The sequence below is a fragment of the Microbacterium foliorum genome, from assembly GCF_003367705.1.
In the GTDB taxonomy this organism is placed as follows: domain Bacteria; phylum Actinomycetota; class Actinomycetes; order Actinomycetales; family Microbacteriaceae; genus Microbacterium; species Microbacterium foliorum.
Genome location: NZ_CP031425.1, coordinates 1,796,383 through 1,810,418, shown reverse-complemented (window position 1 = coordinate 1,810,418; position 14,036 = coordinate 1,796,383). Strand labels below are relative to the sequence as shown.

General features: G+C 70.6%; 16 protein-coding genes. All 16 read left to right on the top strand.

Annotated elements, in window-relative coordinates; all coding sequences use genetic code 11:
- The first annotated feature begins 55 nt into the window (after positions 1–55).
- The 16 genes from rpoZ to lgt all read left to right on the top strand — a co-directional run bounded on the left by rpoZ (position 56) and on the right by lgt (position 13,901).
- Positions 56–313, top strand: a complete 258-nt coding sequence (rpoZ, locus tag DXT68_RS08400; protein WP_042536631.1) for a DNA-directed RNA polymerase subunit omega — start codon at positions 56–58, stop codon at positions 311–313.
- A 91-nt stretch (positions 314–404) separates the two neighbouring features.
- Positions 405–1,598: a methionine adenosyltransferase gene (gene metK, locus DXT68_RS08395; protein WP_045255100.1), complete on the top strand. Its 1,194-nt coding sequence runs from the start codon at positions 405–407 to the stop codon at positions 1,596–1,598.
- A gap of 28 nt (positions 1,599–1,626) precedes the next feature.
- Complete coding sequence (locus tag DXT68_RS08390) at positions 1,627–3,582, top strand: primosomal protein N' family DNA-binding protein (RefSeq protein ID WP_045255101.1); 1,956 nt, start codon at positions 1,627–1,629, stop codon at positions 3,580–3,582.
- A 57-nt stretch (positions 3,583–3,639) separates the two neighbouring features.
- On the top strand, positions 3,640–4,560 hold the full coding sequence (fmt, locus tag DXT68_RS08385; RefSeq protein ID WP_045255102.1) for a methionyl-tRNA formyltransferase: 921 nt from the start codon (positions 3,640–3,642) through the stop codon (positions 4,558–4,560).
- Positions 4,557–6,164, top strand: coding sequence for an RsmB/NOP family class I SAM-dependent RNA methyltransferase (locus DXT68_RS08380; RefSeq protein WP_082069019.1), 1,608 nt, complete (start codon positions 4,557–4,559; stop codon positions 6,162–6,164). The genes fmt and DXT68_RS08380 overlap by 4 nt, the downstream gene beginning before the upstream one ends.
- A gap of 4 nt (positions 6,165–6,168) precedes the next feature.
- The gene (gene rpe / locus DXT68_RS08375) at positions 6,169–6,849 is read left to right on the top strand and encodes a ribulose-phosphate 3-epimerase (RefSeq protein ID WP_045255103.1); all 681 of its coding nucleotides are present in this window, start codon (positions 6,169–6,171) and stop codon (positions 6,847–6,849) included.
- Positions 6,846–7,109, top strand: coding sequence for a phosphoribosyl-ATP diphosphatase (locus DXT68_RS08370; protein WP_045255104.1), 264 nt, complete (start codon positions 6,846–6,848; stop codon positions 7,107–7,109). Before rpe ends, DXT68_RS08370 begins: the two co-directional genes overlap by 4 nt.
- 38 nt (positions 7,110–7,147) lie before the next feature.
- Entirely contained in the window at positions 7,148–7,990 is an 843-nt protein-coding gene (gene hisG, locus DXT68_RS08365; protein ID WP_045255105.1) for an ATP phosphoribosyltransferase, read from the top strand.
- Positions 7,990–8,751, top strand: coding sequence for an imidazole glycerol phosphate synthase subunit HisF (hisF, locus tag DXT68_RS08360; RefSeq protein WP_045255106.1), 762 nt, complete (start codon positions 7,990–7,992; stop codon positions 8,749–8,751). Before hisG ends, hisF begins: the two co-directional genes overlap by 1 nt.
- Positions 8,748–9,107, top strand: a complete 360-nt coding sequence (gene hisI / locus DXT68_RS08355; RefSeq protein WP_045255107.1) for a phosphoribosyl-AMP cyclohydrolase — start codon at positions 8,748–8,750, stop codon at positions 9,105–9,107. The genes hisF and hisI overlap by 4 nt, the downstream gene beginning before the upstream one ends.
- Entirely contained in the window at positions 9,104–9,694 is a 591-nt protein-coding gene (locus tag DXT68_RS08350; protein ID WP_045255108.1) for a Trp biosynthesis-associated membrane protein, read from the top strand. The genes hisI and DXT68_RS08350 overlap by 4 nt, the downstream gene beginning before the upstream one ends.
- Before the next feature lie 48 nt (positions 9,695–9,742).
- Complete coding sequence (locus DXT68_RS08345) at positions 9,743–9,988, top strand: HGxxPAAW family protein (RefSeq protein WP_045255109.1); 246 nt, start codon at positions 9,743–9,745, stop codon at positions 9,986–9,988.
- Positions 9,989–9,990: 2 nt separating this feature from the next.
- Complete coding sequence (gene trpC / locus DXT68_RS08340) at positions 9,991–10,761, top strand: indole-3-glycerol phosphate synthase TrpC (protein WP_045255615.1); 771 nt, start codon at positions 9,991–9,993, stop codon at positions 10,759–10,761.
- On the top strand, positions 10,761–12,062 hold the full coding sequence (gene trpB, locus DXT68_RS08335; protein WP_045255110.1) for a tryptophan synthase subunit beta: 1,302 nt from the start codon (positions 10,761–10,763) through the stop codon (positions 12,060–12,062). Before trpC ends, trpB begins: the two co-directional genes overlap by 1 nt.
- A complete protein-coding gene (gene trpA, locus DXT68_RS08330; protein WP_045255111.1) occupies positions 12,059–12,862 on the top strand; it encodes a tryptophan synthase subunit alpha in 804 nt (267 codons plus the stop codon). The genes trpB and trpA overlap by 4 nt, the downstream gene beginning before the upstream one ends.
- Positions 12,863–12,872: 10 nt before the next feature.
- Entirely contained in the window at positions 12,873–13,901 is a 1,029-nt protein-coding gene (gene lgt / locus DXT68_RS08325; protein ID WP_045255112.1) for a prolipoprotein diacylglyceryl transferase, read from the top strand.
- The last annotated feature ends 135 nt before the right edge of the window (positions 13,902–14,036 follow it).

Genomic DNA, 14,036 nt, shown 5'->3' with positions numbered 1-14,036 from the left:
GCGCCTGCTTCACCGTCTTCGCGACGATCCCGTCGCCTGATCAGGAGGTCCCACCATGGCCGGACACCACACCAACGGCATCATCGATCCCCCCATCGACAACCTGCTCGACCGCGTCGACTCGAAGTACGAGCTCGTGATCTACGCCGCCAAGCGCGCGCGCCAGATCAACGACTACTACTCCGACCTCCACGAGGGCAACCTGTTCGACAACGTGGGCCCGCTGGTCGACTCGTCCGTCGAGGACAAGCCGCTCACCATCGCCCTGCACGAGATCAACGAAGACAAGCTGCGCCTCCGTCACGCCGAGTGACGTCCGATGACCGCACCGCCGACCGATGTCGGCGGTGCGGTCCATCATGGGATCACCCCCTCCCGTCTGCCCGATCCGTTCTGGAGCCCCGATGAGCGCGCTGCGTCTGTTCACGTCCGAGTCCGTCACCGAGGGGCACCCCGACAAGATCTGCGACCAGATCTCGGACAGCATCCTCGACGGCCTCCTCGCGAAGGACCCCGGCTCCCGCGTCGCCGTCGAGACCCTCGTCACCACGGGGCTCGTGCACGTCGCGGGTGAGATCCGCACCGAGGCGTACGTCGACATCCCGACGATCGTCCGTCAGGTCGTCAATCGCATCGGCTACACGTCGAGCGACACCGGCTTCGACGGGGATTCGTGCGGTGTGAGCATCTCGGTGGGGGAGCAGTCCACCGACATCGCCCACGGGGTCGACAGCGCTCAGGAGCATCGCGACGGCTCGTCCGTCGATCCGCTCGACGGACTGGGGGCGGGCGACCAGGGCATCATGTTCGGGTTCGCCACCAACGAGACGCCGCAGCTGATGCCGATGGCGGCCTGGACCGCCCACCGCATCGCCGAGCGGCTCGCCGAGGTGCGCCGCTCCGGTGCGCTCGGCTTCCTGCGCCCCGACGGCAAGACGCAGGTCACCCTCGGATACGAGGGCTTCACCCCGAAGACCGTCGACGCGGTGGTGCTCTCGACGCAGCACCACCCCGACATCTCGCAGGACGAGATCAAGGCGCAGGTGCGGGAGCACGTCATCGACCCGATCCTCGCGACGACCGGACTCGATCTCGACGACGTCACCTACTACATCAACCCCGCAGGCCCGTTCGTGACCGGCGGCCCGAAGGGCGACGCGGGTCTCACCGGACGCAAGATCATCATCGACACCTACGGCGGCGCCGCCCGTCACGGCGGCGGGGCGTTCAGCGGCAAGGATCCGTCGAAGGTCGACCGCTCGGGCGCCTACGCCACGCGGTGGGTCGCCAAGAACGCCGTCGCCGCGGGACTCGCCGATCGCCTCGAGGTGCAGGTCGCCTACGCCATCGGCGTCGCCCGACCCGTGGGACTGTACGTCGAGACCTTCGGCACCGGAAAGGTGTCGGACGAGGCCATCACCCGCGCGATCGATGAGGTGTTCGACCTCCGGCCCCAGGCGATCATCGATCAGCTCGACCTGCTGCGCCCGATCTACGCGCAGACAGCGGCATACGGCCACTTCGGTCGCGACCTCCCCGACTTCACGTGGGAGCGCACCGACCGCGCCGAGGAGCTTCGTCGCGCTGCGGGCCTCTGAGGGGCGGCCCGATGGCACCCCCGCGCTCATGACCGAGAGCCGGCGCATCGCCCGCGTTCTCCTGGACTCCCCGCTGCCGCAGCTCGATCGGCTGTTCGACTACGCCCTGCCCACCGAGCTGGGTGAGGTGCCGCTCGGTGTGCGGGTCCGTGTGCCGCTGCGCACCGCGGGTCGCGTGGTCGACGGGTACGTCATCGAGCTCGACACCGAAGACGACGCCGATCGTCCGCTGTCCGAGGCCGACAGCGTCGTGTCGACGGTGCCCGTCCTGCCCTCGCGCCTGTACCGCCTCGCGCGGCGCGCGGCGGACCGCGCGGCGGGTTCCGCCTCCGACGTGCTGCGACTCGTGATCCCCAAGCGCCAGGTGCGCGTCGAGAAGGCCTGGACGGCCGATGCCCCGGTGCCGGTCCCCACAGACGCGCAGCAGGCGGCGGCCGCCCGGGTCATCGACGAGTACGACGGACTCACCGCAGTCCTCGACGAGTCCGGTCGTGCGGCGGTCGAGGCGGTGCCGGTCTCCCGCGAGGGGGTGCAGGGCTGGGCCGCGCTGCTCGCGGCAGCGGCGGTGCACACGCTCGCGGCGGGCCGATCGAGTGTGCTGGTGGTGCCGGACCACCGCGACCTGGATCGCCTGCTCGCGGCGCTCGAGGTGCTCGCTCCGGCCGAAGCGGTGGTGCGGCACGATTCGCGACTGACGAATCCCGATCGCTACCGCTCGTTCCTGCGCACGCTCGAGGACGCGCCGTGCATCGTGGTGGGCAATCGCTCGGCCGTGTACGCGCCGGTGCAGGCAGGTCTCGTCGCGGTCTGGGACGACGGCGATCCGCTGCTCGGCGAACCGCTCGCCCCCTACATCAACGCCCGCGACGCCGCGCTCCTGCGCCAGGAGCAGGAGGATTCCGCGCTGGTGTACGCCGGTCACACGCGCACGACCGATGTGGAGCGGCTCGTCGCGCACGGGTACCTGCACGACGTGCGGGCGACACGCCGTGTGCTCCCGCGCGTCGTGCTCAGCACGCCGCAGGAGATGGACGCCCCCACAGCCCAGCGGATGCCGTCCTCGGCGTTCCTCTCCGCACGCAACGCCGCCGCCGATGGGCCCGTGCTGGTGCAGGTGTCGCGCCCGGGTTTCTCCCCGTCACTGGTGTGCGCCGACTGCCGTGCACCCGCGCGCTGCGCACACTGCGGTGGACCGCTGGGAGCCACCCACCGCGGGGCCGTGCCCGTCTGCGCATGGTGCGGTCGCGGTGCCCGTGCGTGGGCATGCCCGGCCTGCTCCTCGACGAAGCTGCGCCTGGCCTCCTCGGGCAGCGAGCGCACGGCCGACGAGTTGGGCAAGGCCTTCCCCGGAATCCGGGTGATCGTGGCCGACAGCGCGCACCCCGTCGAGCACGTCGCCGACAAGCCGTCCCTCATCGTCGCGACCAGGGGAGCCGAACCTCTCGCAGAGGGCGGATACCGGGCGGTGGTGCTGCTCGACGGACCGCGGATGCTGCAGGCACCGGACCTGCGCATCGGCGAGGCGTGCCTGCGGTGGTGGTCGAACGCCGCCGCCCTGGCCGCCCCCGGCGCTCCGATCCATCTGGTGGGCGTCGACGGCGGCATCGCCCGAGCACTCGCGACCTGGAACCACTCCGGTTTCGCGCGCGCCGAACTCGCCGAGCGCGCTCCGCTGCACATGCCGCCGGCCGCGCGGGTGGCGCTCGTCGAGGGCACGGTCGCCGCGGTGGCCCGCGGGCTGGCTTCTCTGCACGATCTCGCTCTGCCTCCCGATGCCGTGCTCGGTCCGGTGCCGATCGAGTCCGACGACTACCCGCCGCGCGTGCGTGCGCTGGTCCGCTTCGATTACGGCGCCGGACAGCGAGTGGCGTCGACCCTCCGCGCAGCCGTGGTCGCCGAGGCTGTCAGTGCGCGCAGGGGCAAGGGCAAGTCCACTCGGAGCGCGCTCTCGGTTCGCCTCGATATCCTCGACCCAGAGCTCTGAACGCGACACCGCCTCGACCTCACCCGATCTCCACCTGGATCCCTCCGGAGCACCTTCATGCGACTCGTCTTCGCCGGCACACCGTCGGCCGCCGTCCCCACCCTCCACCGGCTCGCCGATGAACACGACATCGTGGCCGTGGTGACCCGGCCCGATGCTCCGTTGGGGCGCAAGCGCGTGCTCACGCCGTCGCCCGTGGCCCAGGCCGCGGCAGAGCTCGGCCTTCCGGTGATCGCTGCCGCGAGGCTCGACGATGCCGTCACCGAGGCGATCGCCGAGCTCGACGCCGAACTCGGCGTCATCGTGGCCTACGGCGGCCTCGTGCGTGAGCCGCTGCTGTCGACGCCGGCGAAAGGCTGGATCAACCTGCACTTCTCGATGCTGCCGAGCTGGCGCGGCGCCGCGCCCGTGCAGCGCGCGCTGATCGCGGGCGATGCCGAGCTCGGAGCCAGTGTCTTCCAGCTCGTCCCTGCCCTCGATGCGGGCGACGTCTTCGCCGCGCGTGTCGTCGACGTCGATGAGCAGGCGACCGCGGATGCCGTGCTCGAGGTGCTGTCCGTCGAGGGCGCCGCGCTCACCGCCGAGGTGGTCGCGGCCATCGCCGACGGGACGGCCGTCGCCGTTCCTCAGCAGGGCGAGCCGACCCTCGCACCGAAGCTCACCCTCGACGACGGTCTGATCGACTGGACCGAGCCGCTGTCCCGCGTGTTCGCCCGCTTCCGCGGCGTGACCCCCGAACCGGGCGCGCACACCACGATCGACGGCCTGCGGCTGAAGATCCTCGAGGCCGCTCCCTCCGCGGGCGTGGATGCGCTCGAGCCCGGACGTATCGCCGCGACGAAGTCCTCGCTGCTGATCGGCACCGCCTCGGACCCGCTCGCGGTCACGCGGGTGCAGCCGGCGGGCAAGGGAGCGATGAAGGCGGTCGACTGGTGGCGCGGACAGCGCGGTGCCGAGGATCTGCGGGTGGGCGCATGAGCGGCCGGCGGGACGACCGGTCGCGACGCGACGCGAGGTCCGACGGCTCCGGCGCAGGCGGCGGCCGCGGCGGCTCCGGTCGCTCCGGGTCCGGTCGGGGCGACGACGCACGCGGCGGTTCGGCGCGGAACGGCTCGACACGGAACGGCTCGACACGGAACGGCTCGTCTCGGGGTGGCTCGTCTCGGGGCGGAGCGGCAGCGCCACAGCGCACGGTCCAGCCCGCGCGACGCGTCGCCTACGACGTGCTGCGGGCCGTGTCCGACTCCGATGCGTACGCCAACCTGATCCTGCCTCCGGCGATCGCCGACGCCGGTCTCACCCCTCAGGACGCCGCGCTGGCCACGGAACTCGCCTACGGCACGCTGCGTCGTCGCGGCACCTACGACGCGATCATCTCCGCGGCCGCGGATCGTCCTGCCGAAGAGATCGACCCCGCCGTGCTCGACGCGCTGCGACTCGCGACGCATCAGCTGCTCGCCACCAGAGTCGCGTCCCATGCCGCGGTGAACGAGTCCGTGAACCTCGTCGCCGCGCACCAGGGCCGCGGCGCGTCCAGCTTCGCGAATGCCGTGCTCCGGCGCATCTCCCGTGAGACGCCGGGGGAGTGGGAGCAGCGCATCGAGGCATCCGCCCGGTCGGACGACGAGAGGCTCGCGCTCCGCACCGCGCATCCGGTCTGGGTCATCAGGGCACTGCGCAGGGCTCTCGCCGCAGAGGGACGGGTCGACGAGCTCGACGAGCTCCTCGACGCCGACAACGCCTCGCCGGAGGTCACGCTGGTCGCGCTTCCCGGACTCGCCGAGCCGGGGGAGCCCCGACGCCCGTACGCTCCGACGGCGTACGCGTCGGCCGGCGGTGACCCGCATCGGGTGATCGCCGCATCCGGAGGCACTGTCCGCGTACAGGACGAGGGCTCCCAGCTCGTCGCCCTCGCGCTGGCCGGCGCCGCACCGATCGTCCCCGGCGAGCGGTGGCTCGACCTCTGCGCGGGCCCTGGCGGCAAGACCGCGCTGCTGGCCGCGATCGCTCGACAGCACGATGTGCGGCTCGAAGCCAACGAGGTCGTTCCCACCCGGGCCCGTCTCGTCCGCAATGCTCTGCGCGCCGTTCCCGGCGAGGTGACCGTGCACGAGGACGACGGCCGCTCGTTCGGGACCACGCACCCCGGCGCCTTCGACCGCATCCTCGTGGATGCTCCGTGCACCGGGCTCGGCGCGCTGCGACGCCGTCCCGAGGCCCGCTGGCGCAAGTCGCCGGCCGACGTCGCCGACCTCGTGCCGCTGCAGGTCGAGCTGCTCCGTTCGGCCCTCGACGCCGTCGCGCCCGGGGGAATCGTCGCCTACGCCACATGCTCGCCCCACCTCGCCGAGACGACCGGCGTGGTGCAGGAGGTGCTCCGCGGGCGCAGCGACGTCACCGAGCTCGACGCCCGCTCCGTGGTCGCCGACGTCGCGGACGCGCCGATCGACCTCGCCGACGACGGCTCCGGCCGCGTGCAGCTCTGGCCGCATCGACATGGCACCGATGCGATGTTCCTTGCGCTGCTGCGTCGTGAGACGGCCGCGCCCCGAGACAATCCGCCCACCGACGAAGGAGACTAGAGACGTGGACCTGCCCCGCGCCCCGCGCATCAACCCCAGCATCCTGGCCGCCGACTTCGTCAACATGCAGCGCGACCTCGCCAGGATCGCGTCGGCGGACTTCGCGCACGTCGACGTGATGGACAACCACTTCGTGCCCAACCTCACGTTCGGCCCGCAGATGGTCGAGCGGATCCAGGCGACGAGCCCCATCCCGCTCGACGTGCATCTGATGATCACCGATCCCGAGCGCTGGGCTCCCGCCTACGCCGAGCTGGGGGCCGCGAGCGTGACCTTCCATCTCGAAGCCGCGGCCGATCCGATCTCGCTCGCGAGGCGGCTGCGGGACATCGGTGCACGGGCGGGCGTCGCCATCAAGCCCGATACGCCCGCGGAGGGGCTGTACAGCGTGCTCGAGGAATTCGACCAGATCCTCGTGATGACCGTGGAGCCGGGTTTCGGCGGCCAGGGATTCATGTCCGAGACGATGCCGAAGCTGCGCGCCCTCGCCGACGAGGCGAAGCGCCGGGGCTCGACCGTCTGGCTGCAGGTCGACGGGGGCATCTCCGACGCGACGATCGAGGAGGCCGCCGCCGCCGGCGCCGACACGTTCGTCGCCGGATCCGCGGTCTATGGGGCGGATGACGTCGAGGCGGCCGTCACCCGGCTCAGGGACCGCGCCAGAGCCGCTAGCCTGGAATCGTGAAGACTTTCGACGAGCTGTTCGCCGAGCTCAGCGTCAAGGCGGAGACCCGACCCGAAGGATCGGGGACGGTCGCGGAGCTCGACGGCGGCGTGCACACGATCGGCAAGAAGATCGTCGAGGAGGCCGCCGAGGTCTGGATGGCCTCCGAGTACGAGTCCGATGACGACGCCGCCGAGGAGATCTCGCAGCTGCTCTACCACGTGCAGGTGATGATGATCGCGAAGGGGCTGAGCCTGCAGGACGTCTACCGACATCTGTGAAGCGCTCCGCTCCATTCGCTTCGATCTGAAGGCATCCCATGCTGCGCATTGCTGTTCCCAACAAGGGCTCTCTCTCCGAGACCGCCGCCGACATGCTCGCGGAGGCCGGCTACACCGGTCGCCGTGATCCCAAGACCCTGCACGTCGTCGACGGCGACAACGACGTCGAGTTCTTCTACCTGCGTCCCAAGGACATCGCGACCTACGTCGGGTCGGGGGCGATCGACGTCGGCATCACCGGCCGCGACCTTCTTCTGGATGCCCGGATGCCGGGTGCCAGGGAGATCGAGGCGCTCGGGTTCGCCGGCTCCACGTTCCGTTTCGCGGCGCCGTCCGGCCGCTACAGCGACGTCTCCGAGCTCGACGGACTGCGCATCGCCACCTCGTACCCCGGGCTCGTCGATGCGTTCCTCGACGAGCGGGGCATCGCGGTCGATCTCGTGCCACTCGACGGCGCCGTCGAATCGGCGGTGCGCCTCGGGGTGGCCGACGCGGTCGCAGACGTCGTCGAGACCGGGACGACGCTCCGGCAGGCGGGCCTCGACGTGTTCGGCCCGGTGATCCTGCAGTCGGAGGCCGTGCTGATCGCCGGCCCGCACGACGCCGAGGGGTCCGAGACCCTGCTGCGTCGCCTGCGCGGAGTGATGGTCGCCCGCCGGTTCGTGATGATCGACTACGACCTGCCCGTCGCTCTGCTCGACGCCGCCGTCGAGGTCGCCGGGGGCATCGAGTCGCCCACGGTCTCGCCGCTGCGCGACCCCGAATGGGTCGCCGTGCGTGTGATGGTGGCGCGCTCGCGGGTCAACCCGGTGATGGACGCGCTCTACGCGCTCGGTGCCCGCGCGATCCTGGTCACGGCGATCCACAACGCGAGGCTCTGATGGCTCTCGCGAGTCGCGTCATCCCGTGTCTGGATGTCGCCGATGGTCGTGTCGTCAAGGGCGTGAACTTCGAGAACCTGCGCGACATGGGAGATCCCGTCGAGCTCGCCCGCCACTATGCGGCGCAGGGCGCCGACGAGATCACCTTCCTCGACGTCACCGCCACGGTCGACGCGCGTGCGACCACGTATGACGTGGTGCAGCGCACGGCGGAGCAGGTGTTCGTGCCGCTGACGGTCGGCGGTGGGGTGCGCAGCGTCGATGACGTGTCACGGCTGCTCGCCGTCGGAGCCGACAAGGTGGGCGTGAACTCGGCGGCGATCGCACGCCCCGAGCTGATCGGCGAGATCGCCGACCGCTTCGGCGCCCAGGTCCTCGTGCTGTCTCTCGATGTCAAACGCGCCGACACGACTCCCTCCGGGTTCGTGGTCACCACGCACGGCGGCCGCACCCGGACGACCCTCGATGCGATCGAGTGGGCGCGCGAGGCCGCGGAGCGCGGCGCGGGCGAACTCCTCGTCAACTCGATAGATGCCGACGGCACCCGCGACGGCTTCGACCTGGAGCTCGTCTCGGTGATGCGCGAAGCGGCATCCGTGCCCATCATCGCGTCGGGCGGCGCCGGCGCCGTGTCCGATTTCGCGCCCGCCATCAAGGCGGGTGCCGATGCGGTTCTCGCGGCGAGCGTGTTCCACACCGGAGCGCTCACCGTCGGCGACGTCAAAGCCGCGCTGCGCGCGGAGGGGGTGCTGGTCCGATGACCGATGTCGAGCAGCGGATCGCGCAGGTCGCGTTCAACGACGATGGACTCGCTCCCGTGATCGTGCAGCAGTGGGACACGGCCGAGGTGCTCATGCTGGCGTGGGTCGACGCCGAGGCTCTGCGCAGGACGCTCACGACGGGACGCGCCGTCTACTGGTCCCGTTCCCGCCGGGAGTACTGGCGCAAGGGCGACACCTCCGGACACATCCAGGTCGTGCACGAGGCGCGCCTGGACTGCGACGGCGATGCGATCCTCCTGCGCGTCGACCAGACCGGCCCCGCGTGCCACACCGGCACGCGCACCTGCTTCGACTCCACCGACCTCCAGGCCGTCGACGGAGGCGCATCCGCATGACCCTCGCCGCACGCGGCCGCGCGATCGCGGTCTCCGGTTTCCTCCTGTCGGGAGCGGTCGGCATCATCTCGTCGACGCAGACCTGGCTCACCGTCGAGCGAGCGGATGCCGCGGAGGCGATCCTCGTCCCCGGTGCGGCCGCGCTCCCGCTGCTCGCGCCCCTGAGCCTCGCCGTGCTCGCGCTCGGCATCGCCCTCTCGATCGTCGGTCCCGTCGTGCGCCTCGTCTTCGGTGTGCTCTCGACCGCGGCCGCCCTGTTCCTGGGTTGGACGACGCTGCAGCTGCTGCTGTCGGAACCGCTCGACGCGGTGGGCGGCACCGTGACCGAGACGACAGGACTCGCGGGAAGCACGGCGATCGCCGATCTGGTCGCCGGGATCGAGCTCTCGTCGTGGCCCGTGGTGACGCTGATCGGCTGGGTCGTTCTGCTCGCGGCGTCGCTGCTGGTGCTCGTGACCTGGCGCCGCTGGAAGTCCGGCGGGCGCCGGTACCGCACCGATGCCGCGCACGTCGAGGCGGCGTCGGGCCCCGTCGACGCGATCGACTCCTGGGACGACCTGTCCCGCGGAACCGACCCCACGCGCTGACCCCGATAGACTGAATGAGATCCTGCACGTCGTCCCCCGGAGGAGACCATGACCAACCCGATCGCTGACCCCGGCCACGGACACTCGCCCGCCGCATGGACAGGCGTGATCATCATGCTCGCCGGCTTCACGATCGGCACCCTGGCGTTCTGCCTCGCCGTGTTCAGCCCGGTGTGGATCCCGATCATCTGGGTCGGCGCCGCGATCGTCCCGCTCGGCGCGCTGGCAGGATGGCTCGTCTCGCGTGCCGGATACGGCGTGAAGGGCCCCAAGTACTCGCCGAAGGCGCACTAATGGTGCTCGCCGACCTCACGGCCGGCGCAGTCGCAGACGCGGAGCGTCGAGCCCTCACCCGGCCGATGTCCGAGGTGGAACGCGACGCTCTCGCGCGCCCTGCCGCCAAGGATGCGCTCGCCTTCCTCGCCCCGGCCGACCGCGTCAAGATCATCGCCGAGGTGAAGCGCGCGAGCCCGTCGCGCGGCGCCCTGGCCGAGATCCCCGACCCCGCGCTGCAGGCGTCGCTCTACGAGACCGGCGGCGCCTCGGCGATCAGCGTCCTCACCGAGGAACGCCGCTTCGGCGGCAGTCTCGCCGATCTCGAGGCCGTGACCGCTCGCGTGACGCTGCCGGTGCTCCGCAAGGACTTCATCGCGAACCGCTATCAGGTCCTCGAGGCCCGTGCGGCCGGTGCCGACCTGGTGCTGCTCATCGTCGCCGGCCTCGACCGGCGGGTGCTGGAGGACCTCTTCGGCTTCGTCACCGAACTCGGCATGACCCCGCTCGTCGAGACCCACTCGGCCGACGAGCTCGAGGTGGCCATCGACCTCGGTGCACCCCTGATCGGCGTCAACGCCCGCGATCTCACCACCCTCGAACTCGACCGCGACCTCTTCGGCCGTCTGGTCGAGCGCATCCCGGATTCCGCGATCAAGATCGCCGAGTCCGCGGTGCTCACCCCCGCTGACGTCACGCACTACCGCTCCGCGGGTGCCGACGTCGTCCTGATCGGAGAAGCGCTCGTCACGGGCGATCCGGTCGCCACTCTCACGAGCTTCCTGGAGGCGTGATGCATCCCACCGAGCGAGCAACGACGGCCGGAGGCAGTCTGCGCGACCAGCACGGACCTCTCTTCGGCGAGTACGGCGGGCGCTACATGCCGGAGTCGCTGATCGCCGCGATCGATGAGCTCTCGGCGGCGTACGCCGACGCGATCGTCGACCCGGCATTCCGCGACGAGCTGGCCTCGCTGCTCAGCTCGTACGCCGGACGCCCGTCACCGCTGACCGAGGTCGCGCGGTTCGCCGAGCACGCGGGCGGCGCCCGTGTCTTCCTCAAGCGCGAAGACCTCAATCACACCGGGTCGCACAAGATCAACAACGTGCTCGGACAGGCGCTGCTGACCCGGCGGCTCGGCAAGACCCGCGTGATCGCCGAGACCGGCGCCGGTCAGCACGGCGTCGCGACGGCGACGGCCGCCGCTCTGTTCGGCCTGGAGTGCACGATCTACATGGGCGAGGTCGACACCGAGCGTCAGGCTCTCAACGTCGCCCGCATGCGGCTGCTCGGCGCAGAGGTCGTGCCGGTCACCTCGGGGTCGCGCACGCTCAAGGATGCGATCAACGACGCCTATCGGGACTGGGTCGCGTCGGTAGAGACCACCAACTACATCTTCGGCACCGCGGCCGGGCCCCATCCGTTCCCCGCGATGGTGCGCGACTTCCAGAAGATCATCGGCGAAGAGGCCCGTCAGCAGCTGCTCGACGAGACCGGGCGACTGCCCGACGCGGTGATCGCCTGCGTCGGCGGCGGCTCGAACGCGATCGGCATGTTCGATGCGTTCCTCGATGACGAGGGCGTGAAGCTCTATGGCGTCGAGGCGGCGGGCGACGGCGTCGACACGCCGCGGCACGCGGCATCGATCGAACGCGGACGTCCGGGAATCCTGCACGGCGCGAAGACCTACGTGCTGCAGGACGACGATGGGCAGACGACCGAGTCGCACTCGATCTCGGCCGGTCTCGACTACCCGGGCGTCGGCCCCGAGCACTCCTGGCTCGCCGACATCGGCCGTGCGGAGTACATCCCCGCCACCGACGACGAGGCGATGCAGGCACTGCGCCTGCTCAGCCGCACCGAGGGGATCATCCCCGCGATCGAGTCCGCGCATGCCCTCGCCGGGGCTCTGCGCCTGGGGCGTGAGATGGGTCCTGACGCGGTGCTGGCGATCTGCCTGTCGGGCCGTGGCGACAAGGACATGGACACGGCCGCCCGCTACTTCGACCTGTACGACGCCGAAGCGCTCGCGCACGACGTCTCCGACGAGAGCGCCGCCGAGCAGGCCGCCTCGAAGGGGGAGCCGGAGCTGTGAGTCGCGTCGAGCAGGCGATCGCCGCCGCGCACGAGGCCGGGCGCAGCGCCTTCGTCGGATACCTTCCGGTCGGGTATCCCGACCTCGAGACCAGCATCCAGGCGGCCATCGCCCTCGCCGAGAACGGCGTCGACATCATCGAACTCGGGCCGCCCTACAGCGATCCGGTGATGGACGGCGCGGTGATCCAGGAGGCGACGACCGCCGCACTCGCCAACGGGTTCAAGATGAAGGACCTGTTCACCGCGGTGCGCGCCATCACCGAGGCGACCGACGTGCCCGTGCTCGTGATGACCTACTGGAACCCCGTCTTCCAGTACGGCGTCGACCGGTACGCCGATGATCTGCTCGCTGCAGGCGGCGCCGGGCTCATCACCCCCGACATCACGCCCGACGTGGCAGGGGAGTGGATCGCCGCCAGCGAGCGCACCGGCCTCGACCGCGTGTTCCTCGCGGCCCCCACCTCCTCCGACGAGCGTCTCGGCCTCGTCGTGAAGTCATCGACCGGGTTCGTGTACACCGTGTCGACCATGGGGATCACGGGCGAGCGCACCGAGCTCGACCGGGCGGCGCGCACACTCGTCGCCCGTCTGCGCGAACACGGTGACCTGCGCGCCTGCGTCGGCATCGGCATCTCGACCGCCGAGCAGATCGCCGGTGTCTCCGAGTACGCCGACGGCGCCATCGTCGGCACCGCGCTCGTCCGCGCACTGCGCGACGGCGGCATCCCCGCCCTCGCTGAAGTCACCCGAAACCTGGCCTCCGGCACGTCGTCGGCACGCCCCGTACACGAGAACTAGAATCGCAATCATGTCCCTCGCGCTCCACAGCACCTTCACCGGCGTGCTCGCCAGCATCCCGAGCCCTCCCGTCTCGTACATCGACCTCGGGCCGCTCCGGATCCACTTCTACGCGCTGTGCATCATCGCGGGCATCATCGCCGCCGTGCTGCTCACCAACCACCGCCTGACGCGGCGTGGCGCCGAGCCGTGGGTCGTCATCGACATCTCCATCCTCGCCGTGCCGATCGCGATCATCGGCGCTCGCATCTTCCACGTGCTCACCCACCCGAACTTCTACTTCGGTGAGGGCAAGAACACCTGGAACCCGTTCGAGCCCGGTTCGGTCTGGGCCATCTGGGAGGGTGGCATCGCCATCTTCGGCGCGCTCATCGGCGGCGCCGTGGGTGCGTATCTGGGATGCCGCTGGACCGGCATCCGCTTCTGGACCTTCGCCGACGCGCTCGCGCCCGGCCTGCTGCTCGCACAGGCGATGGGCCGCTTCGGCAACTGGTTCAACAAGGAGCTCTACGGGCTGCCGACCGATCTGCCGTGGGGTCTGGAGATCCCCTCCGACAACTCGGCGTTCCCGCCCGGGCTGCCCGAGGGCACGCTCTTCCATCCGACGTTCCTCTACGAGGTGCTGTGGAACGGGCTCGGTGTGATCGTGCTGCTCTGGCTGAGCCGCAAGGCCACCTCGCTGCAGTGGGGCCGCCTGTTCGCGATCTACCTGATCTGGTACAGCGCCGGCCGCGTCGTCTGGGAATCGATCCGGATCGATCCGAGCGAGATCATCCTCGGCCTTCGCAGCAACGTCTGGGCGGCGATCGTCGGCATCGTCGTCGGCCTCGCCATCCTCGTCGTCCAGTCGCTCCGTCACCCCGGTCTCGAGCCGTCCGCGTACCAGCCCGGCCGCGGACGGAAGGATCTGGACGCTGATGTAGAATCACAGGACAATCCCTCCGATTACGTGGACGTGAGTGAGCCTCCGTCCGAAGAAGTCGCCGCAGGAGCCAGCGCCACAAGCACCGCTCCCACGGACACGGAAGGCACGCGGTAGCCGACCGGTCCGTGCGGACCCCATCACATCCACCCGGCCAATGACGTCCCCGGGTCATCTGAAGATCTGAGGACGGTACTGGTGTATTTTCAGCCTCCCTACGGCGCCTCCGGCGCTTATCCGCCCAAGCAGGGC